The organism is Enterobacter cloacae complex sp. S1, from assembly GCF_014930525.1.
In the GTDB taxonomy this organism is placed as follows: domain Bacteria; phylum Pseudomonadota; class Gammaproteobacteria; order Enterobacterales; family Enterobacteriaceae; genus Enterobacter; species Enterobacter hormaechei_C.
The window spans coordinates 23271-43236 of the sequence record NZ_JADBRE010000034.1; the positions used below are offsets into that span (position 1 = coordinate 23271).

The window sequence follows — 19966 nt, forward strand, 5'->3', positions numbered from 1 at the left end:
CCAGGGGCGTTTGCCCCTGGTTTTTAGCGTAATGAAGCTGCATCTGAAAAATGCGTTTCAACCAATATCTTATGCGGGGCCGGTTTACCCGCAATGCACCTGAACAACACATCGCAGCTCTCTTCGCCCAGCTTTCTGGTGGGGATATCAAAGCCGCCAGGCGCAGGGGTTAAAATGAGAGATAGCATTGGGTCGCTGTATCCTGCCATTGCGACCTGTTCCGGGATCGTCAGGTTTAGCTCATCCGCGGCACGATAAAGACTCAGCAATTTCATGCTGTCCGTCGCAAAAACCGCATCGGGGGGGTTGTCTGAAGAGAGTAGCTGACAGGCCGCCTGAAGCGCGCTTTCATGGGTATATCCGCCATCAATAACCCAGTCCGGATTAATTGCAATACCCTGCTTCTTAAGGCTCGATTTATAGCCCGCCAGGCGATCGATAGAAACGTGATAATCGAGCGGGGCATGCAGGCAGGCAATTTTAGTGCGACCATGTGTGATAAATGAGTCGGTTAATATGGCGCTGTCGCGGAAATTATCCGTGTCGACAGAATAGATATTCTGGTAATTGCCTTCCACTTTACCAATAACGACCACGGGCACGCCGTATTCGTCCAGCGTCGCGAAAAAAGACTCGTTCGCCGGCGAGCTTAGCATGATGATCCCCTTGATCATCTTCTGCTTTATTTTACCTACGCATTTTTGCAGATCATCTTCGCTGCTTTTGGACGTTTGTAAAATAACATCAAAACCCTCTTCTTCTGCTTTTGCCGTAATGGCATGCAGTACATCAGAGAAAAAAGGATTGCCTGCGGTGGTTTTGGTTGAACGGGTCGAAATAACCATAATGGCATCGAAGCCAGAAGAGGTGAGTGCGCGGGCAAGTTTATTCGGTTGATAATTTAATTCTTCTATCGCCTTCAACACCTTTTCGCGCGCTTCAGGAGAAATATTCGTTTGTTTATTCAGAACGCGCGACACGGTTGATTTCGAAACGCCAGCAACGCGGGCAATATCATAGATGGTGGGTGACATACACCTTACTCACTCCAGACGGACAGCAATTGCGCCCATCTTACTGGAGAGAAAACGGCAATAGCAATAATTAAGAATTGATAATCAACGATCTGCCCCAATTTACTGTATTCTGAAGTGACTTTTTTCAGGGTTCCAGGCAATGAAGGACGGCGATGAAGCGACTTAAAAACGAATTCAATTCTCTGGTGAACCGTGGCGTTGATCGCCATCTGCGTCTTGCCGTGACGGGGCTGAGCCGCAGCGGTAAGACAGCATTCATTACGGCGATGGTCAATCAGCTGTTGAACCTGCATGCAGGGGCGCGCCTGCCACTGCTTAGCGCAGTGCGCGAGGAGCGGTTGCTTGGGGTGAAACGCGTACCGCAACGTGATTTTGGCATACCCCGTTTCACCTATGATGAAGGTCTGGCGCAGTTATACGGGGAGCCTCCCGCCTGGCCCACCCCGACGCGTGGCGTGAGCGAAATCCGTCTTGCGCTTCGTTTCCGCTCGAATGAATCCCTGATGCGTCACTTCAAAGAAACGTCCACGCTCTATCTCGAAATTGTGGATTACCCGGGAGAATGGCTGCTCGATTTACCGATGCTGGCGCAGGATTACCTGAGCTGGTCCCGACAGATGACCGGTCTGTTGCAGGGGCAGCGGGCAGAGTGGTCGACCAAATGGCGCCAGCTTTGCGAAGGGCTGGATCCGCTGGCACCGGCGGATGAAAACCGTCTGGCCGTCATAGCCGAAGCCTGGACGGATTACCTGCATCAGTGCAAGCAGGAGGGGTTGCATTTTATTCAGCCGGGCCGCTTTGTTCTGCCGGGTGATTTAGCCGGTGCTCCCGCGCTACAGTTTTTCCCGTGGCCGGACGTTGACAGCATCGGTGAATCGAAACTGGCGCAGGCGGACAAGACCACCAACGCCGGTATGCTCCGCGAGCGATACAATTATTACTGTGAAAAGGTGGTTAAGGGCTTTTATAAAAATCACTTTTTACGCTTTGACCGCCAGATCGTACTGGTGGACTGCCTGCAACCGCTTAACAGCGGGCCGCAGGCGTTCAATGATATGCGGCTGGCACTTACGCAGCTGATGCAAAGCTTTCATTATGGCCAGCGTACGCTGTTTCGCCGTTTGTTCTCGCCGGTCATCGACAAGCTGCTGTTTGCCGCCACAAAAGCTGACCATGTGACGGTCGATCAGCACGCCAACATGGTATCCCTGCTACAACAGCTGGTGCAGGATGCCTGGCAGAATGCGGCCTTCGAAGGGATCAGCATGGACTGTCTGGGGCTGGCGTCCGTACAGGCTACGCAGAGTGGGTTGATTGACCTGAATGGCGAGAAAATTCCGGCCCTGCGGGGCAACCGTCTCAGCGACGGTGCGCCGCTCACGGTCTATCCGGGGGAAGTCCCGGCGCGTCTGCCGGGCCAGGCTTTCTGGCAAAGCCAGGGTTTTCAGTTCGAAGCCTTCCGTCCGCAGAGCATGAACGTTGACCAGCCATTGCCGCATATCCGTCTGGATGCCGCGCTGGAGTTTTTAATTGGAGATAAATTGCGATGACGGAACCGTTAAAACCACGCATTGATTTTACCGGCCAGCTTGAGCAGTCCCCGCATGAGGCGTTTAAAACGGCGCAAACCTTCAGCGGGCCGCAGGCCGACAACTTTGCTCCCGTGCTGGCAGACGAACCGATGGTTGAAGAGGGGCAGGCGGAAGCGGTTGTTGATGCGGCACTGCGCCCGAAACGCAGCCTGTGGCGCAAGATGGTGACCGCCGGGTTAGCCCTTTTTGGTGTGAGCGTAATCGGCCAGGGCGTGCAGTGGGGCGTCAATGCCTGGCAAACGCAGGACTGGGTGGCGCTGGGGGGATGCGCCGCCGGGGCGTTGATTGTTGGTGCGGGCGTTGGCTCAGTCGTCACCGAGTGGCGTCGCCTCTGGCGTTTGCGTCAGCGTGCGCACGAACGCGATGAAGCGCGGGATCTGCTGCACAGTCACGGCACAGGAAAAGGGCGTGCTTTTTGTGAAAAGCTTGCGGCTCAGGCCGGGATAGATCACTCTCACCCGGCGCTTCAGCGCTGGTATGCGGCGATCCACGAAACCCAGAATGACCAGGAAGTGGTCACGCTCTATGCCCACATTGTTCAGCCGGTGCTGGATGCGCAGGCTCGTCGTGAGATCAGCCGCTCGGCGGCGGAATCTACCCTGATGATCGCCGTCAGTCCGCTGGCGACGGTGGACATGGCCTTTATCGCCTGGCGCAACCTGCGCCTGATCAACCGCATCGCCAGACTGTATGGCATCGAGCTTGGCTATTACAGCCGGCTGCGCCTGTTCAAACTGGTATTGCTGAATATCGCCTTCGCCGGGGCAAGCGAACTGGTACGGGAGGTCGGGATGGACTGGATGTCGCAGGATCTTGCGGCCCGTCTCTCTGCCCGGGCGGCGCAGGGGATTGGTGCCGGTCTGCTGACGGCACGTCTGGGTATCAAAGCGATGGAGGTTTGTCGTCCACTCCCCTGGATCGATGGCGATAAGCCGCGGCTGGGGGATTTCCGTCGCGAATTGATTGGCCAGCTTAAAGAGACGCTCAATAAAAAACCTGCTCAGTGAGGTTTTGTTTACTAATCGTGCGGGCTGTCAATATTTGTTGACAGCCACCTTCCCGAATACCGTGATCTGACATATCATTTTACTGTTATTGGCTTAAACGGTGAATTTCCCATGCGTCTGGAAGTCTTTTGTGAGGACCGTCTCGGTCTGACCCGCGAGTTACTCGATCTTCTTGTTTTACGTAGCATTGATTTACGTGGCATAGAGATCGACCCTGTCGGGCGAATTTACCTCAATTTTGCCGAAATTGAATTTAATACCTTCAGTAGCCTGATGGCGGAAATCCGCCGTATCGATGGCGTTACGGATGTACGCACCATCCCCTGGATGCCGTCCGAGCGGGAACATCTTGCGCTGAGCGCGCTGCTGGAAGCAATGCCGGAGCCGTTTCTCTCTCTCGATCTGAAAAATAAAGTCGAGCGCGTTAACCAGGCCAGCTGCCAGCTGTTTGCGCAGACTCAGGAAAAACTTATCGGGCACCACGCCACGCAACTGATCACCGGTTTTAATTTCCAGCGCTGGCTGGACAGCAACCCGCAAAATACCCATAGCGAGCATGTCGTTATCAACGGACAGAATTTCCTGATGGAGATCACGCCGGTCTACCTGAAAGGGGAAAATGCCGCGCGGGTGCTCACCGGCGCGGTGATCATGCTGCGCTCCACGGTGCGGATGGGACGCCAGTTACAGAATCTTTCCAGCCAGGACGTCGGCGCATTCAGCCAGATTATTGCGGTGAGCCCGAAGATGCGTCATGTAATCGACCAGGCGCGCAAGCTGGCAAATCTTACGGCGCCGCTGCTGATTACCGGGGATACCGGTACGGGGAAAGATCTGCTGGCGCATGCTGTGCACATGGCCAGCCCGCGTGCGGCAAAACCGTATCTGGCGCTGAACTGCGCGTCTATTCCTGAAGATGCCGTTGAAAGTGAGCTGTTCGGGCATGCGCCGGAAGGTAAAAAAGGCTTCTTTGAACAGGCGAATGGCGGCTCGGTGCTGCTGGACGAGATTGGCGAAATGTCGCCACGGATGCAGGCTAAACTGCTGCGTTTTCTCAATGACGGCACGTTCCGCCGTGTGGGGGAAGATCATGAAGTGCACGTGGACGTGCGCGTCATCTGCGCCACCCAGAAAAACCTGGTGGAGCTGGTGCAGAAAGGGGTATTCCGCGAAGATCTCTACTATCGTCTCAACGTTCTGACGCTCAATATACCGCCGCTGCGTGATTGCCCGCAGGACATCATGCCGTTGACGGAACTGTTCGTGGCCCGTTTTGCCGACGAGCAGGGCGTGCCGCGTCCGAAGCTCTCTGCCGACCTGGGCACCGTGCTGACGCGTTACGGCTGGCCGGGCAATATTCGTCAGCTTAAAAATGCGGTCTATCGCGCATTAACTCAGCTTGAAGGGTATGAACTGCGTCCTCAGGATATTCTGTTGCCGGATTACGATGCCGGGACGGTCTCGGTAGGCGAAGAGGCAATGGAAGGCTCGCTGGATGACATCACCAGCCGTTTCGAGCGTTCGGTGTTAACGCAGCTTTATCGCAGCTATCCGAGCACGCGCAAGCTGGCTAAACGTCTTGGGGTGTCACATACCGCGATTGCGAATAAGCTGCGCGAGTATGGGTTAAATCAGAAGAAGGGTGACGAATAAATAAAAAAGCCTCTTTGCAGAGGCTTTTTTACGTTTAGGCTTTAAGCGCCTCAAGTGCAGCGGTGTAATCCGGTTCGGTAGTGATTTCGTTAACCAGCTCACTGAAAACAACGTTGTCGTTTTCGTCGATCACCAGTACCGCACGAGCAGCCAGACCTTTCAGCGCGCCTTCGGAAATGGCAACACCGTATTTTTCCAGGAAATCCGGGCTGCGCAGAGTGGAAAGGGTGATGACGTTGCTCAGGCCTTCAGCGCCGCAGAAGCGGGACTGGGCAAACGGCAGGTCAGCAGAAATGCACAGCACTACGGTGTTGTCCATTTCGGTCGCCAGCTGGTTGAATTTACGCACTGATGCAGCACAAACGCCAGTATCGATGCTTGGGAAAATGTTCAGGACTTTACGTTTGCCAGCAAACTGGCTCAGCGTGACGTCAGACAGATCTTTAGCCACCAGAGTAAAAGGCTGTGCTTTGCTGCCAGACTGTGGGATGGAACCTGCAACAGCAACCGGGTTGCCCTGGAAATGAACGAGTTGTGACATAGATATCTTCCTGTTTACAAATAGTTAACGTCGTGGCTAGTGTATGTCATCCGCAGTTAGCACGGCAAACCAATTTTCTGTCTTTCCGGCCTGCAAGGAGTCAGTGATGAGAAGCGTTAAGGTCTATGAAGAAGCCTGGCCATTGCACACCCCGTTTGTGATCTCGCGTGGCAGCCGTAATGAGGCCTGTGTGGTCGTGGTTGAATGTGAAGAGGACGGCGTAAAAGGCGTCGGGGAATGTACCCCTTATCCTCGCTACGGAGAAAGCCTGGCGTCAGTCATGGCGCAAATTATGACGGTAGTGCCCGAGTTGCAGGCGGGCCTGACGCGTGAGGATCTTCAGCTTCGGTTGCCGGCCGGCGCGGCACGCAACGCGATTGACTGCGCACTCTGGAGTCTGGAAGCGGCGAAACAACAAAAACCGCTGCCTGCGCTGCTGGACGTTACGCTGCCGCAATCGATCGTCACCGCGCAAACGGTGGTCATCGGTGAACCAGAGCAAATGGCCGCCAGCGCTCAGGCGTTGTATGCCACCGGTGCAACATTATTAAAGGTGAAGCTCGACGATCGTCTGATTAGCGAACGCATGGTCGCCATTCGTGCGGCGGTGCCTGATGCCACTCTTATCGTCGATGCGAACGAATCATGGCACAGCGAAGGGCTGGCAGCCCGTTGTCAGCTGCTTGCCGATCTGGGCGTTGCCATGCTGGAGCAACCCCTCCCGGCAGAAGACGATGCCGCGCTGGCGAATTTTATTCATCCGCTTCCCGTCTGTGCAGATGAAAGCTGTCATACCCGTGAGAGCCTGTCAGCTCTCGAGGGACGCTACGAAATGGTGAACATTAAGCTGGATAAAACAGGTGGGTTAACCGAGGCCCTGGCACTGGCACAAGATGCACAGGCGCAAGGCTTTACTCTGATGCTGGGCTGTATGTTGTGCACGTCCAGAGCGATCGGCGCTGCACTCCCGCTGGTGAACAGCGTGCGTTTTGCCGATCTTGACGGCCCAACCTGGCTGGCGGTTGACGTATCACCCGCCCTGAATTTTACCTCCGGCGTACTTCATCTTTGAGGCTGCCGGCGCAGGAGATCTGTCATCGCCCGCAGGTATTTTTCGCTCGCTTCATCCGAGGAGATGGGCGGAAACTCTGCGGTGATACAGTGAAGGCTAAGGTCCGCGCACCAGCTGCCAAACGACCCGGGTGTTTCATAGCCAACGCTGCTCACCATAGGTAGAGCAAACGCATCCGCCAGCCACTGCCCGAGCGCCGTATGACGAGGATCTTCAATACAGGCGAGGGGATCGTGGAAAGAGACAACCCAGGCCGGATGGATCTTATGAATAAGCTGGCACAGCGCCTGAGTCTCCGGTTCGGAACCGGGTTTGTCTCCCGTGAGCAGGACCACATCTCGCTCCTGCGCTGAACTGTTCCAGCGATACACCGTTTCACCGGCGCGCCAGTTTGCCGCCGGGAAGTTCCTGTTCAGGTCAACGCCGCGTGCATTCGCCCGTAATCCAAGCTGACAACCGTCCGGGTTGACGGTCAAAATCACATGATGACGTCGTAAATCGGGGGCCAGCGTACGTAGCGCGCACGAGAGCGTCACGACAGACGAGTTTTCATCGCCATGCGTGCCCGCAATGATTAAGCCGCTATTGCGATCGGCCTCGGGTGCCGGAAACCAGATCAGCGGCGCGCCTAAAAACGAGCGTCCATAATGTTCAGTCCCGGGCGGGAAGGCGCCGCGTTCCGTTCTTGGTCGGGTAGTTGCCATAGTAAACCCTGATGATAAAGTCACTTCTGGCAGTGTTGTGCAAAAGCCGCGCTTAATCAAATAGTTTCCGTGTGTGTGGAAAATTGCCTGACATCAACTTTCCGGAGGAAGCATTTGCATTTCTCCGTTTCGAAACAAATAATTACGCATCTGCCTGTTACCTGACATCATTAAGGGGATCGTATGAAGCATCCTGTTTCGCTTCTTTGTACTGCGCTGTGGCTGTGCGGGCTTTCTTCACTTTCATATGCCGCGGAGGTTCCCGAAGGAACGGTTCTGGCGCAAAAGCAGGAGCTGGTTCGACATATTAAAGATGAGCCCGCTTCGCTCGATCCGGCAAAAGCGGTGGGGTTGCCCGAGATACAGGTGATCCGCGACCTCTATGAAGGGCTGGTAAATCAGAACGAAAAAGGGGAGTTAGTTCCCGGCGTGGCGACGCGCTGGCAGAGCAATGACAACCGCGTCTGGACGTTCACGTTGCGGGATAACGCTAAGTGGTCTGACGGAACCCCGGTGACGGCACAAGATTTTGTCTATAGCTGGCGTCGTCTGGTTGATCCTAAAACAACGTCACCTTTCGCCTGGTTTGCGGCGCTGGCGGGCATTAACAATGCCCAGTCCATCATCGATGGCAAAGCTGCTCCGGATACGCTCGGCGTGACGGCGGTCGATGCTAAAACGCTGCGCGTGCAGCTGGACAAACCGCTACCCTGGTTCAGTAATCTGACGGCTAATTTCGCGTTTTATCCTGTTCAAAAGGCCAATGTGGAGAGCGGTAAGGAATGGACCCGCCCTGGCGCGCTCATTGGCAACGGTGCGTATGTGCTGAAAGATCGCGTGGTGAATGAAAAACTGGTGGTTGAGCCGAATTCTCATTACTGGGATAACGCCAGGACGGTGCTTAAAAAAGTCACCTTTGTGCCGATCAACCAGGAGTCCTCAGCGACCAAACGCTATCTGGCGGGCGATATCGATATTACAGAATCGTTTCCGAAAAACATGTACCAGAAGCTGCTTAAAGATATTCCGGGTCAGGTATATACACCGCCACAGCTTGGGACCTATTACTACGCGTTTAACACGCAAAAAGGCCCAACCGCGGATGCCCGCGTACGTCTCGCGCTCAGCATGACTATCGACAGACGTATCATGGCGGAGAAAGTCCTGGGGACCGGTGAGAAACCGGCCTGGCATTTTACTCCCGATGTCACTGCGGGTTTTACGCCGGAAGCCTCGCCATTTGAGCAGATGTCGCAACAGGAGCTGAATGCGCAGGCGAAAACGTTGTTGCAGGCGGCAGGCTATGGCCCACAGCGCCCGCTAAAATTAACGCTGCTGTACAACACGTCTGAAAACCATCAGAAAATTGCGATTGCCGTCGCATCCATGTGGAAGAAAAATCTGGGTGTTGACGTTAAGTTGCAGAATCAGGAGTGGAAAACCTACATCGACAGCCGCAATACCGGGAATTTTGACGTCATCCGTGCATCGTGGGTAGGGGACTACAATGAGCCGTCAACATTCCTGTCGCTGCTGACATCCTCCCATAGCGGGAATATCTCACGATTCAACGATCCTGCTTACGATAAGATTATTCATCAGGCGACGCTCGAAACTACTGAAAAAGCGCGTAATGCCGACTACAACATGGCCGAGAAGATCCTCACCGAGAAAGCACCGATTGCCCCTATTTATCAGTACACCAATGGCCGTCTCATCAAGCCATGGGTTAAAGGTTATCCGATAAATAACCCAGAGGATGTTGCGTACAGCCGTACAATGTATATTGAAAAGCACTAAAAAGAGCTCAGGGCGCTACGTGATTATGGTTAACATCCATTAACCGCATAAGCGCCCGCTCTCAGGGTTGATTGTTTTACAGCCTGGTTATTTCCGAATATTCCCTTCATATCAGCCCATCACTCATTGTCATGATGAATATCTTCAGAGACATTCTTCCTCCCGTTTATCGAAAAACGCGTAGTCATTTATTCGCCATTCCTGTAGCAGTGTAGTCATTACTGTTTTTAAGATTAAATTTGTCCGATACAGGATTTTTCATATTCATGTCGTTTATTGAATTAAAACCTTATTTCTCTGCGCTGTTACGGGCCATGTTAATAAATACATTGATGTAAATCAATTATTCAACCTCATGTAACGATAAGTTCAATATTTCCAATCAAAGCAGTCATTCCTGCCAAATTAATGTGAATAAATAGTTAATTTTTGCTGTGTGTCACATATGTATGGCATTTATGTTTGCACGAATTTAGTGGAATATTCTTAAGAAAAGTCCAATGGTAGATCTTTGATCTGATAAGTTGATTTTAAATGGTCTTTTGCTCTAATATGGTTTTGTAAAGAAACGTCACTCACTTAACATTTATTTCTTTTAAAGAAAGGGACTGCTATGGCCGATTCATTCCAGAATGAGGTGCCCAAGGCACGCATAAACTTAAAGCTGGCTCTGCATACAGGTGGCGCGCAGAAGAAAATCGAACTGCCGCTTAAACTCCTCACCGTCGGTGATTTCAGTAATGGAAAAGAGAATCGTCCATTATCGGAAAGGGAGAAAATTAACGTCAATAAAAATAACTTCAACAGCGTACTTTCGGAATTTAACCCGGAAGTGAATCTGACGATTCCTAACACAATGGCCGGGGATGGTTCGGAAGAAAGCATAAAACTGAATTTCTCCGATATTAAGGATTTCGAACCTGAACAGGTTGCCCGCCAGATCCCCCAGCTCCGCGCCATGCTGGCCATGCGTAATTTATTACGCGACCTCAAATCCAATCTCCTTGATAACGCCACTTTCAGAAAAGAACTCGAGAAAATTCTTAAAGACCCGGCGCTGTCTCAGGAATTACGCGACGAAATGAGTGCACTGGCCCCGAAATAAGCGGCATGTGTAATTTAATGGATTAACCGGGAATATGCTGATGTCTGTGAATACTGAAACCGCCTCCGCGCAGGGGCAGACCACCGTACTGGAAAAAGAGGGCGTTTACGCCTCCCTGTTTGAAAAAATCAACCTGACCCCGGCCTCCAGCCTGGGTGATATCAATGCGTTTCTGGATGACGCCGCGCTTTCTGACGCTCCGGCGGGTGAACGCCTGACGGCGGCGATGCAGGTGTTTATGGACTGCATCCGCAAATCCGGTCAGCCGGTGGAGAAGCTCGACAAAACGCTGATTGACCACCATATCGCTGAGCTGGATTTCCAGATCAGCCGTCAGCTGGATGCCGTAATGCATCACCAAGAGTTCCAGAAGGTGGAGTCCCTGTGGCGCGGCCTGAAGCAGCTGGTGGATAGCACCGACTACCGCCAGAACGTGAAAACCGAAATTCTGGATGTGTCGAAAGAAGATCTGCGTCAGGACTTTGAAGACGCGCCGGAACTTATCCAGAGCGGCCTCTACTGGCACACCTATACCGCCGAATACGACACTCCGGGCGGCGAGCCGATTGGCTCCGTGATTTCATCCTATGAATTTGACGCCAGCCCGCAGGATGTGGCGCTGCTGCGCAACATCTCTAAAGTGTCAGCTGCCGCACATATGCCGTTTATTGGCTCTGTCGGGCCGAAATTCTTCCTGAAAGACTCCATGGAAGAGGTGGCTGCAATTAAGGATATCGGCAACTACTTCGACCGCGCGGAATACATCAAGTGGAAATCGTTCCGCGACACCGACGACGCCCGCTACATCGGCCTCGTGATGCCGCGCGTGCTGGGGCGTCTGCCGTATGGCCCGGACACCGTACCTGTACGCAGCTTTAACTACGTTGAGCAGGTGAAAGGCCCGGATCACGAGAAATACCTGTGGACCAGCGCGTCGTTCTCCTTCGCGTCAAACATGGTGAAGAGCTTCATCAATAACGGCTGGTGCGTGCAGATCCGTGGCCCGCAGGCGGGCGGGGCGGTGAAAGACCTGCCTATTCATTTGTACGATCTGGGTACCGGCAATCAGGTGAAAATCCCGTCTGAGGTGATGATCCCGGAGACCCGCGAGTTTGAGTTTGCCAACCTCGGCTTTATTCCGCTCTCGTATTACAAAAACCGCGACTATGCCTGCTTCTTCTCGGCGAACTCCGCGCAGAAACCGGCGCTTTACGACACCGCAGATGCCACGGCCAACAGCCGCATCAACGCCCGTCTGCCGTACATCTTCCTGCTGTCGCGTATTGCGCACTATCTGAAGCTCATCCAGCGCGAGAACATCGGCACCACCAAGGACCGCCGTCTGCTGGAGCTGGAGCTGAATACCTGGGTGCGTAGTCTGGTGACGGAAATGACCGATCCGGGCGATGAGTTGCAGGCATCTCATCCGCTGCGTGACGCGAAGGTGGTGGTGGAAGATATCGAAGACAACCCGGGTTTCTTCCGCGTGAAGCTGTTTGCGGTGCCGCACTTCCAGGTGGAAGGCATGGATGTGAACCTGTCTCTGGTGAGCCAGATGCCGAAAGCGAAAGCGTAAGGCGGTAACAGGGATGAAAATTTATCGTCCGCTGTGGAACGAGGGGGCGTTGCTGTCCCCTCAACAATTCCAGCAACAGTCCGACTGGGAAACGTTTCGCAGCACAGGCGTGGCGGCGCTCTCCTCGCCGTTTGCGTGGGGCGTTGAGCAGGTGGAATTTGATGAAAGGCTGCTGGGTACGGGTCTGATTCAGATTACCCAACTGCGGGTCTGGCTGCCGGATGGCACGCTAGTGGATACGTCAGTCAGCGATCTGCCTCCGGAGCCGCGCGAACTGGATTTATCGCAGCATTCAGACGCGGTCACGGTGGTAATTGCCCTGCCGTTAATGCAGTCCGGACTGAATAACGTGCTTCAGGAAACGGCAGTGGCCGATCGGCCGCTCCGTTACCGTGAAGAGTGGGTGCATGTTCAGGATGCGTTTGGCAGCGAAGAGGAGTCCGTCGCTGTTGCCCGCTTTAATCTGGCGATCCGTTTTGAGCATGAGGATAACGCGTCGTGGCAGTGCTGTCCGGTTGCACGGCTGATCCGGGACGGACAGGGGAGTTGGCGTCATGATCCGGCATTCATTCCGCCTATGGCACTGTTTTCTGCCAGCCCGGCGATGCGGGAAAGGCTGGTGTTACTGAACCGCCAGCTTCGCTCCCGCCGCCAACGGTTGATGGCTATGCGTCGGGAAAGTAATGAGCGCCTGGCGGATTTTGCTGTGGCGGATGTTTCTCTTTTTTGGCTTCTCAATGCGCTTAACTCTCATGCCAGGGTACTGGTGGAGTTTGAACGTTTTCCGGCTCGCCATCCGGAACAGGTGTGGGCAGAGCTTGCGCGGCTTGCGGGCAGTATGCTGACGTTTTCTCTGGACAGCGATCTGGACGCAATCCCTGGCTATGACCACGCCCGGCCTGAAATGACGTTTCCACCGTTGTTTGAACTGATCGCCGGTTTACTGGAAGCCAGCCTGCCGTCCCGTGTGATAGCGCTGGAGATGTCCCGACCTGACGCCCAGACCTGGAAAGCCTCGCTGCACGACATTCGGCTGCGTGAAGAAGCCGATCTCTGGCTCTCTGTCCGGTCTGACGTTCCGGCCTGGCAAGTGGCGGAGAAATTCCCGGCATTATGCAAGGCGGGTTCCCCGGATGATGTGAATGCGATTTCCACCGTTGCGCTGCAGGGGATCCCACTCATTGCCGTGAATCGCGTGCCTGCTGCGTTACCGGTGCGGATGGAGAACCAGTACTTCGCGCTGGACATGGAAAGTGCTGCGGCACGGGACATGCTGGAGCAGGGGATCTGTATGTTCTATGTGCCTGCCCTGCTGGGACAGCTTGAACTTGAACTGTTTGCGGTACTGCGATCATGAGAAAAGAAACCGATATCGATGCCCTGATGGCGGAGACCTGGCTCACCGTCGCCCTGCTTAAGCAGGGGGCAACAACGCCTGACGGGAATGTGCTGTACGACACCTGCTGCAAACATGTGGAAAGCGTGCGCGAGGCGCTGGATCGTGCAGGATATGATGAAGCCAGCATCGATCATATCTCTTATGCACAGTGCGCGCTGCTTGACGAAGTGGTGATGAGCAGAAAACTGCATGACGGGGCAGATGCTGATGCGGGCCAGGTGGCCTGGCGAAAAGCGCCGCTACAGGCGCGCTATTTCGGGTCGCTGCACGCAGGTGAAGCCCTGTGGGATCGTATTGCGGAAGTATTGCGCCAGCCAGCGCCAAACATGGCCGTTCTGACCTGCTATCACCGGGTGCTCGCGCTGGGATTCCAGGGGTTGTACAGCATGGGGTCTGTCAGCCAGACCCAGCGTGAAGAGGCAATGAAAGCGCTTGCTGAGCGGGTTCCACCACTTGATGCTGGCCTTTCCCTGGTGGTTCGCAGGACCGGAAAACACCGTTACAGCCTGCTGCGCTCTGTCTGGTTCTGGATCGCGGCGGCGGTGGTAATTACCGGTGCCGTATGGTGGGGCGGTCATCTCTGGCTCCAGGCTCTGCTGTCCGCGCAGTTACCGGAGTTGCCCCATTAATGCGTAAATCGGTCATGGTTTCTCTGATATTCCACATACTGGCGGGTGCCGCGGCGCTTTTATGGCTTCTGTGGGGCTTCATTCCGGCAGGTACGCTGTTTAAAGGCGTGATGACGCTGTGCATTGTTGCGCTGGCCGTCTGGCAGATCCGGCAAAAAAGCCGTTTCAGCCAGGTTCAGGGCAATGGCGGGTCTGGTTTTGATCTGCCCGTACTTGCTGATGCGGGTCCGGTTGTTCTTGTCTGCGGAGACAGACTGGATGCCCTGTTCGGGGAGCATACTCTGCGTAAAACAGCGCAGGGCTGGTGGCTGCGGGTGAATGACGTCAGCAGGCTCACTGATATCGTGCGCGATATTCAGGAGCGGCAGCCGCGCCAGGCCGGACAGATCGCCGTTATGTATGCCTCTCACCCCGACGGGCACCAGGATGAAGCGGTGCTGCGCGCGACCCTGAAAGCGTTGCGCCAGCAGATGAAACAGCTGAGCCTGATCGCCGGATTCACACCGCCGGTGATCCTGAGCGGTGAGTTTTCCGGCCCTGAAACCCCGTGGGTTATTGTCCATGATGACAAACCGGTTGTTTACCCTGTTGATGAGACGCCACAGGCTACGGACGACTGGCAACAGGCAAATCGTCTGGCGCTGATGCCTGTACTGCGGGAAGGCTTTGCTTTTATGCGCACCCTTCTTATGGATGAACTGGCGAAAGAGGATCGGTTATTTCCGCCGGTCCACACGTTTGCTGTGGCTCTGAAAAGCGGCGGCGCTTCAGCCAGCAATACGTCTTTATGGGCACTCTGGCTTTGTCGCCTGACACACCTGCTTCTGCCGCAGACAGACGAAATGGCGGAGGCATCCGGTCGTTTTCCTGATGCGGTACTACCGTTGCTCAAGCCTTACTGTGCACCTGTTCAGGGCGGGAAGCGCACCCGCCGTCTCATTGTGTGGGTCCTGGCCTGCGTTCTTGCTGCCCTTGGTGTTTCTGCCATGAATAACGCGGCGCTGATCCGCCAGGTGGGAATGGATCTGCAGCGCTGGTATGCCATCCCTATGAACCATTATGAGCCTAAGGCGCAGTCACTTGCCGCACTGAAACAGGACGCCCTTCTGCTGGAGCGCTGGCAGCGGCAGGGGGAACCGCTCAGGTATGCGCTGGGCTATTACCCTGGTCAGAGTCTTTGGCTGGCGTTACAGAAGGCGATTGACACGTATGTGCCGCCACCGGCTCCCGCCATGGAACCGGTACCGAAAATCATCCGCCTCGACAGCATGTCGCTGTTCGATACCGGAAAGTGGGCGCTTAAACCCGCCTCAACAAAGCTGCTGGTGAACTCACTGGTGGGGATCAAGGCGAAGCCCGGCTGGCTGATTGTGGTGGCGGGCCATACCGACAGCACCGGGGATGACCAGTCCAACCAGGTGCTGTCGCTTAAGCGCGCGGAGTCGGTGCGCGACTGGATGCGGGATACCGGCGACGTGCCGGAAAGCTGTTTTGCGGTGCAGGGCTATGGTGAAAGCCGTCCTGTCGCCACCAACGACACGGCTGAAGGCCGGGCGCTGAACCGCCGTGTCGAAATCAGTCTGGTGCCGCAGGCGAATGCCTGTCAGGCGCCGGGCACGACCCATGCGTCATCGCAGGATGATGGCGCTGATAACAATGTAACGGAGTAATTAACATGGCAATTCCAGTCTATCTGTGGCTGAAGGACGACGGCGGCGCGGACATCAAAGGGTCCGTGGACGTGAAAGATCGTGAAGGCAGTATCGAAGTGGTGGCCCAGGAGCACAACCTGTACATCCCGACCGATAACAATACCGGCAAGCTGACCGGCACCCGTATCCACACCCCGTTCCTGTTCACCAAGGAAATCGACTCCTCCAGCCCGTACCTGTACAAGGCGGTGACGACCGGCCAGACCCTGAAATCGGCCGAGTTCAAATGGTACAGAATCAATGACGCAGGCCAGGAAGTGGAGTACTTCAACACGAAGCTTGAGAACGTGAAGCTGGTGAAAGTGAATCCGAAGATGCATGACATCAAGGACCCTGCTTTCGAGAAGCACAACCACCTCGAGCAGATTGAACTGCGTTACGAAAAAATCACCTGGACCTACAAAGACGGCAACATCATTCATTCCGATTCCTGGAACGAACGTCCCACTGCGTAAGTGCCCCGAGCAGACGGTCACCGCCTCTGCCCGTATCCGTATGAGCCTGGATACGGTGCCGGAGACGCTGACCCGCATGAAGGCGCAGCTCACGGCCCTTGCTATGGAGAAGCAGGCGCTGCTGGAGGATATCGCGGTGGGCAATACCGCCCACGGCGAACGTCTGGCCGCCATCGGAGAGGAAGAAGTCGCCATCATTTTGCAGCTCGACGAACGGGAAGCCTGTACGACGCGTTGACCGATGCCTGCCTGCTGCCGGACACCGGGGCCCGCAATGTTGACAGCCTGCTGAACCAGCAGATTCTGCCGGTGCTGAGCCAGCAGCTGCTGATGCATATGGCGGCGGGGCAGAAGCCGCAGCATCTTACATTGGGTTGGGATGAGGAGGAGGGGATTGTGCTGGCATTTGACGAACAAGCAGAAGGAGAAGCCTCATGAACAGTTCCCTGATCAACCAGGCAACCGATGCGGTACAACAGCTGCTGGGCCAGTCACGTTACCGGGTTGATGTGCATGGATGCGGCGATTTCCTGGATGTTCTGCGTTACAACGCGGTTGAGTCACTCAGCCAGCCATGGCGGTATGATGTGACAGTCACCTGTTCTTCTGCGGATATTGCCTGCGACACGTTACTGCTGAAACCGGCGTCATTTACTTTTCAGACCCCGATGTTTGACGGGGCACCGGCGCTGCCGGTCCGGACGGTTTATGGGGTGGTGGCGTCATTTCGCCGGATTTCCACGTCAAATGACGAGACCCGTTACGCACTGAAGATCGTTCCCCGCATCGCGCTTTTGGGTTTTACAAAGGGCAGTCAGATTTACCTCAACCAGTCGGTAACGGAAGTGGTTGAACAGGTACTGTGTAAACACGGCCTGGAAGGACCTGACTTTGAGTTCCGGCTCTCAAGGGAGTACCCGGCTCGGGAGCTCATCACCCAGTGGCGGGAAACTGACCTTGAATTTATTCAGCGCCTGCTGGCTGAAGTCGGTATTTACTGGCGTTATGAAATGGACAGCCGTCTTGAACAGGATGTGGTAATTTTTCAGGACAGCCAGCAGCAGTATGAATTTGGCCTCACGCTGCCATTGCGCAGCCAGGCCGGGATGAGTGACTGCGGCCAGGAGAGCATCTGGGGTATTCAGACCGCATACAATGTGGTGAGCGGGAGTGTGGTCACCCGTGACTACAACTACCGCGAAGCGCTGATGCCTCAGGACAGCGCCGAAAGTATTTTCAGCAAGGAAGGGATCACCACCGGGGAAACGTACCATTACGCGGAACCCTTCCTGTCAGCAGGTGATACTGAAAGTACAGAGACCGGGGCATACTTCGCTCGTCTGCGTCACGAACGCATTCTGAACGCGCAATATCGCGTCAGCGGGCATTCTTCCAGTCCGCTTCTGGCTCCGGGTCAGGTACTGGAAACGGACGGCACGTTACCCGATGCCGTCAAGGAAGGCATCGTCATCACCACGGTGCGCACTCGCGGTTCACGCAAAAGTAGCTTTACGCTGAGGTTTGAGGGTATCCCCTACAGCGAAACCGTCTGCTGGCGTCCGGCACTGCTCAGTCGTCCGGTGATATCCGGCTCGTTGCCTGCCCGGGTGGAAAGCACACAGAAAGGTGACATCTATTCCTGGCTCGACCCGGACGGGCGATACCGGGTAAAACTTGACTTTGACCGCAGTAGCACTGAACACGGTTATGCCTATTTGTGGCTGCGGCTGGCTAAACCGTATGCCGGTGATACGTACGGATTCCACTCCCCGCTTATCGACGGAACTGAAGTGGCCGTCGTTTTTGACGGTGGAGACCCGGATCGTCCCTACATCGCTTATGCCCTGCATGATTCAGAGCATCCAGATCATGTCACCAGTGACAATCATACGCGGAACGTGTGGCGTACTCCCCTCTGCCGACGTCTTATCTGGATGACATTGCGCAGCGCCGGGAAGGCTATGAGGCGGTCACCTCGTTTCTGGATATCTTCAGCCACCGCATCACCACGCAGTATTACCGGATCTGGCGAAAATACGCGTATCCGGCCACTTTCGAGGCGGGGGCGCGCGATGCCACATCGCAATGTCTGCTGGGTCTGGTGGGACTCGGTATACCGGGCACGGCTGATCAGGTGGCAACACCGGTTTCCCGTTTCCTGGCCTTGCTGGGTACCATGCGATTGCCCACCCGCAATGCTGAAGGCATCCAGGCTCTGGTGAGCCTGCTGGCACCGAATACCCGGGTATTTATCACCGAACCGGATCCGGTAAAGGTCCATATCGATAATCGCAGTGGGTTGGGTACCGGAAACCGCGTTCATCTTTCACAGCGGGCCACGCTGGGTAAAACGGGCAGGGAAGCCTGTAGCAGAGTGCTGGTGACACTGGCCACGGAAGATCCCGGCGAAGCCGAAGGCTGGTTACCCGGTGGCATCCTCCATACCGATTTGCTGGTCCTGATGCGCGTCTATCTTGGTTACCGCAGCAATGCCCGACTGCGCCTCACTGTACCTGTGTGGTTGTTGCCTGAGCCGCGCCTTGGCAAAGGCAGGCGTATTCAGCTCGGGCGTACCGGCCTGCTCGGACTGAAGGACGGCAGACTCAGCGATAACCGGGAAACACTGACCGTCAGTCTGGGCTGCTATGAAGGACTCCGGTGTTCAGCGTTCCCTCCCGCTGAAGACGGGCATTACCGCTTCGACTAAATACGTATTCACATTCTCAATAAAGGAACTTTTGAATGGCAATAGTAACCCGCTGGTGGGCGCTGACGCTTATTGCCTGTGGTCTGCTCACAGGCTGCGGTCTGACACAGACCGTCACGGACGGTACGGTTAGCATCACGAAATCCATCTTCTACAAGAAAATTAAAACGCTGCATCTGGATTTTACCCCGCGCACGGCCATAAACGCCGATGGCGCACAGACGCCGCTGGCGACGATGGTGCGGGTCTACCAGCTTAAAGACCGTAAGAATATTGATGCAGCAGACTACCAGACGCTGCTGCGTAAGGCCGATACGGTACTTAAGGACGATATGCTGGCGTCAAAAGAGCTGCTGGTGATGCCCGGGGGCAGCGTGACGCTCAATATGCCCATGGATGAAGACGCTGAGTTCGTGGCGGTGGTGGGGCTGTTTAACCGTCCCGACATGCAGGACAACCGCTGGCGGCTGGTACTGACCCGTGACGACCTCGACCCGGACAAACCCCGTACGATTGAACTGGGTGATGGCTGGCTCAGCCTCGTTCCGGTAAAGGAGTGATGTAATGGATAACTGGCTGGCGCTTTTTGACGGACAGACGCGTTATTTTCTGGATATTAATGACAGTACCATGACGGCGGATGTTTTACGCTTTCGCGGCAGGGAAGCCCTGAGCGAGCCCTTCCGGTGGGACATTGAGTTCACCTCCGGGCAAGCAAACATTCCCCCGGAACAGGTGCTGATGAAATATGCCACCTTCCGGATGCGCAGCGGCAAAAATGTTCACGGTATGGTGACCCGCCTGCAATGGCTGTCCACATCAAAAGACCAGTCTCACTACCGGCTCACGCTCAGTTCCCGGCTGGCGCTGCTGGGATACACCCGGCAGTGCGCCGTATTTCAGAACCAGTCCGTGCCGGAGGTGGTGGAGCAGGTTCTGCGTCAGCACGGGCTGGAAGGGCCGGACTTTGAGTTTCG

General features: G+C 55.2%; 16 protein-coding genes and 4 pseudogenes. 17 read left to right on the forward strand and 3 right to left on the reverse strand.

The genetic code is table 11. The features are described 5' to 3' along the window. Positions 1–23: 23 nt before the first annotated feature. The gene (locus IM290_RS19455; RefSeq protein ID WP_193042485.1) at positions 24–1034 is read right to left on the reverse strand and encodes a LacI family DNA-binding transcriptional regulator; all 1011 of its coding nucleotides are present in this window, start codon (positions 1032–1034) and stop codon (positions 24–26) included. 155 nt (positions 1035–1189) lie between these two features. Between IM290_RS19455 and IM290_RS19460 the strand changes: the two genes are divergently transcribed. The 3 genes from IM290_RS19460 to tyrR all read left to right on the forward strand — a co-directional run bounded on the left by IM290_RS19460 (position 1190) and on the right by tyrR (position 5289). Then, positions 1190–2587, forward strand: coding sequence for a YcjX family protein (locus IM290_RS19460; protein WP_023296695.1), 1398 nt, complete (start codon positions 1190–1192; stop codon positions 2585–2587). Then, positions 2584–3636, forward strand: coding sequence for a YcjF family protein (locus IM290_RS19465; protein WP_193042484.1), 1053 nt, complete (start codon positions 2584–2586; stop codon positions 3634–3636). Before IM290_RS19460 ends, IM290_RS19465 begins: the two co-directional genes overlap by 4 nt. A gap of 111 nt (positions 3637–3747) precedes the next feature. Next, positions 3748–5289 carry a transcriptional regulator TyrR gene (gene tyrR / locus IM290_RS19470; RefSeq protein ID WP_023303818.1) on the forward strand — a complete coding sequence of 514 codons (1542 nt, stop codon included), beginning with the start codon at positions 3748–3750 and terminating at the stop codon, positions 5287–5289. A 34-nt stretch (positions 5290–5323) separates the two neighbouring features. On the opposite strand, the gene tpx is transcribed toward tyrR, so the two are convergent. After that, complete coding sequence (gene tpx / locus IM290_RS19475) at positions 5324–5830, reverse strand: thiol peroxidase (RefSeq protein ID WP_003856889.1); 507 nt, start codon at positions 5828–5830, stop codon at positions 5324–5326. A 106-nt stretch (positions 5831–5936) separates the two neighbouring features. Here tpx and ycjG point away from each other — a divergent pair, with 106 nt between their 5' ends. Beyond that, positions 5937–6902, forward strand: coding sequence for an L-Ala-D/L-Glu epimerase (ycjG, locus tag IM290_RS19480; protein WP_193042483.1), 966 nt, complete (start codon positions 5937–5939; stop codon positions 6900–6902). On the opposite strand, the gene mpaA is transcribed toward ycjG, so the two are convergent. Next, positions 6893–7606, reverse strand: coding sequence for a murein tripeptide amidase MpaA (mpaA, locus tag IM290_RS19485; protein ID WP_193042482.1), 714 nt, complete (start codon positions 7604–7606; stop codon positions 6893–6895). The two genes, ycjG and mpaA, sit on opposite strands and share 10 nt — an antisense overlap. 183 nt (positions 7607–7789) lie before the next feature. Here mpaA and IM290_RS19490 point away from each other — a divergent pair, with 183 nt between their 5' ends. From IM290_RS19490 to IM290_RS19550, 13 genes and pseudogenes are all read left to right on the forward strand, one after another. Further along, positions 7790–9406 (forward strand): ABC transporter substrate-binding protein, encoded by a 1617-nt coding sequence (locus IM290_RS19490; protein ID WP_193042481.1) that lies wholly within the window; start codon positions 7790–7792, stop codon positions 9404–9406. A gap of 613 nt (positions 9407–10019) precedes the next feature. Further along, a complete protein-coding gene (tssB, locus tag IM290_RS19495; RefSeq protein WP_193042647.1) occupies positions 10020–10511 on the forward strand; it encodes a type VI secretion system contractile sheath small subunit in 492 nt (163 codons plus the stop codon). Between the two features lie 40 nt (positions 10512–10551). Beyond that, on the forward strand, positions 10552–12087 hold the full coding sequence (gene tssC, locus IM290_RS19500; protein ID WP_023324775.1) for a type VI secretion system contractile sheath large subunit: 1536 nt from the start codon (positions 10552–10554) through the stop codon (positions 12085–12087). Between the two features lie 13 nt (positions 12088–12100). Continuing rightward, positions 12101–13444: a type VI secretion system baseplate subunit TssK gene (gene tssK / locus IM290_RS19505; RefSeq protein WP_163293764.1), complete on the forward strand. Its 1344-nt coding sequence runs from the start codon at positions 12101–12103 to the stop codon at positions 13442–13444. Next, positions 13441–14115, forward strand: a complete 675-nt coding sequence (gene tssL, locus IM290_RS19510; protein ID WP_040117720.1) for a type VI secretion system protein TssL, short form — start codon at positions 13441–13443, stop codon at positions 14113–14115. The genes tssK and tssL overlap by 4 nt, the downstream gene beginning before the upstream one ends. Beyond that, on the forward strand, positions 14115–15785 hold the full coding sequence (locus tag IM290_RS19515; protein ID WP_193042648.1) for an OmpA family protein: 1671 nt from the start codon (positions 14115–14117) through the stop codon (positions 15783–15785). Before tssL ends, IM290_RS19515 begins: the two co-directional genes overlap by 1 nt. Positions 15786–15790: 5 nt before the next feature. Then, the gene (hcp, locus tag IM290_RS19520) at positions 15791–16282 is read left to right on the forward strand and encodes a type VI secretion system effector Hcp (RefSeq protein WP_193042649.1); all 492 of its coding nucleotides are present in this window, start codon (positions 15791–15793) and stop codon (positions 16280–16282) included. 19 nt (positions 16283–16301) lie between these two features. Beyond that, a pseudogene (locus IM290_RS19525) lies at positions 16302–16502 on the forward strand (hypothetical protein); the annotation flags it as partial. After that, positions 16502–16720 (forward strand): annotated as a pseudogene (locus IM290_RS19530) (hypothetical protein); the annotation flags it as partial. The pseudogenes IM290_RS19525 and IM290_RS19530, both read left to right, overlap by 1 nt. Then, positions 16717–18210, forward strand: a pseudogene (locus IM290_RS19535) (type VI secretion system Vgr family protein); the annotation flags it as partial. The pseudogenes IM290_RS19530 and IM290_RS19535, both read left to right, overlap by 4 nt. Then, a pseudogene (gene tssG / locus IM290_RS19540) lies at positions 18192–18989 on the forward strand (type VI secretion system baseplate subunit TssG); the annotation flags it as partial. The pseudogenes IM290_RS19535 and tssG, both read left to right, overlap by 19 nt. Positions 18990–19024: 35 nt before the next feature. Beyond that, positions 19025–19549 (forward strand): type VI secretion system lipoprotein TssJ, encoded by a 525-nt coding sequence (gene tssJ / locus IM290_RS19545; RefSeq protein ID WP_048974000.1) that lies wholly within the window; start codon positions 19025–19027, stop codon positions 19547–19549. A gap of 4 nt (positions 19550–19553) precedes the next feature. Then, on the forward strand, positions 19554–19966 hold a 413-nt coding region (locus IM290_RS19550), incomplete at its 3' end, for a contractile injection system protein, VgrG/Pvc8 family (RefSeq protein ID WP_255517539.1).

Bases quoted from the DNA above. Each gene is read 5' to 3' on its own strand.
- IM290_RS19465 (WP_193042484.1), top strand. From the start codon at position 2,584: ATGACGGAACCGTTAAAACCACGCATTGATTTTACCGGCCAGCTTGAG.
- tyrR (WP_023303818.1), top strand. From the start codon at position 3,748: ATGCGTCTGGAAGTCTTTTGTGAGGACCGTCTCGGTCTGACCCGCGAG.
- tssK (WP_163293764.1), top strand. From the start codon at position 12,101: ATGAAAATTTATCGTCCGCTGTGGAACGAGGGGGCGTTGCTGTCCCCT.
- tssJ (WP_048974000.1), top strand. From the start codon at position 19,025: ATGGCAATAGTAACCCGCTGGTGGGCGCTGACGCTTATTGCCTGTGGT.
- IM290_RS19515 (WP_193042648.1), top strand. From the start codon at position 14,115: ATGCGTAAATCGGTCATGGTTTCTCTGATATTCCACATACTGGCGGGT.
- IM290_RS19455 (WP_193042485.1), bottom strand. From the start codon at position 1,034: ATGTCACCCACCATCTATGATATTGCCCGCGTTGCTGGCGTTTCGAAA.
- tssB (WP_193042647.1), top strand. From the start codon at position 10,020: ATGGCCGATTCATTCCAGAATGAGGTGCCCAAGGCACGCATAAACTTA.
- ycjG (WP_193042483.1), top strand. From the start codon at position 5,937: ATGAGAAGCGTTAAGGTCTATGAAGAAGCCTGGCCATTGCACACCCCG.
- mpaA (WP_193042482.1), bottom strand. From the start codon at position 7,606: ATGGCAACTACCCGACCAAGAACGGAACGCGGCGCCTTCCCGCCCGGG.
- hcp (WP_193042649.1), top strand. From the start codon at position 15,791: ATGGCAATTCCAGTCTATCTGTGGCTGAAGGACGACGGCGGCGCGGAC.
- IM290_RS19490 (WP_193042481.1), top strand. From the start codon at position 7,790: ATGAAGCATCCTGTTTCGCTTCTTTGTACTGCGCTGTGGCTGTGCGGG.
- IM290_RS19460 (WP_023296695.1), top strand. From the start codon at position 1,190: ATGAAGCGACTTAAAAACGAATTCAATTCTCTGGTGAACCGTGGCGTT.
- tssL (WP_040117720.1), top strand. From the start codon at position 13,441: ATGAGAAAAGAAACCGATATCGATGCCCTGATGGCGGAGACCTGGCTC.
- tssC (WP_023324775.1), top strand. From the start codon at position 10,552: ATGTCTGTGAATACTGAAACCGCCTCCGCGCAGGGGCAGACCACCGTA.
- tpx (WP_003856889.1), bottom strand. From the start codon at position 5,830: ATGTCACAACTCGTTCATTTCCAGGGCAACCCGGTTGCTGTTGCAGGT.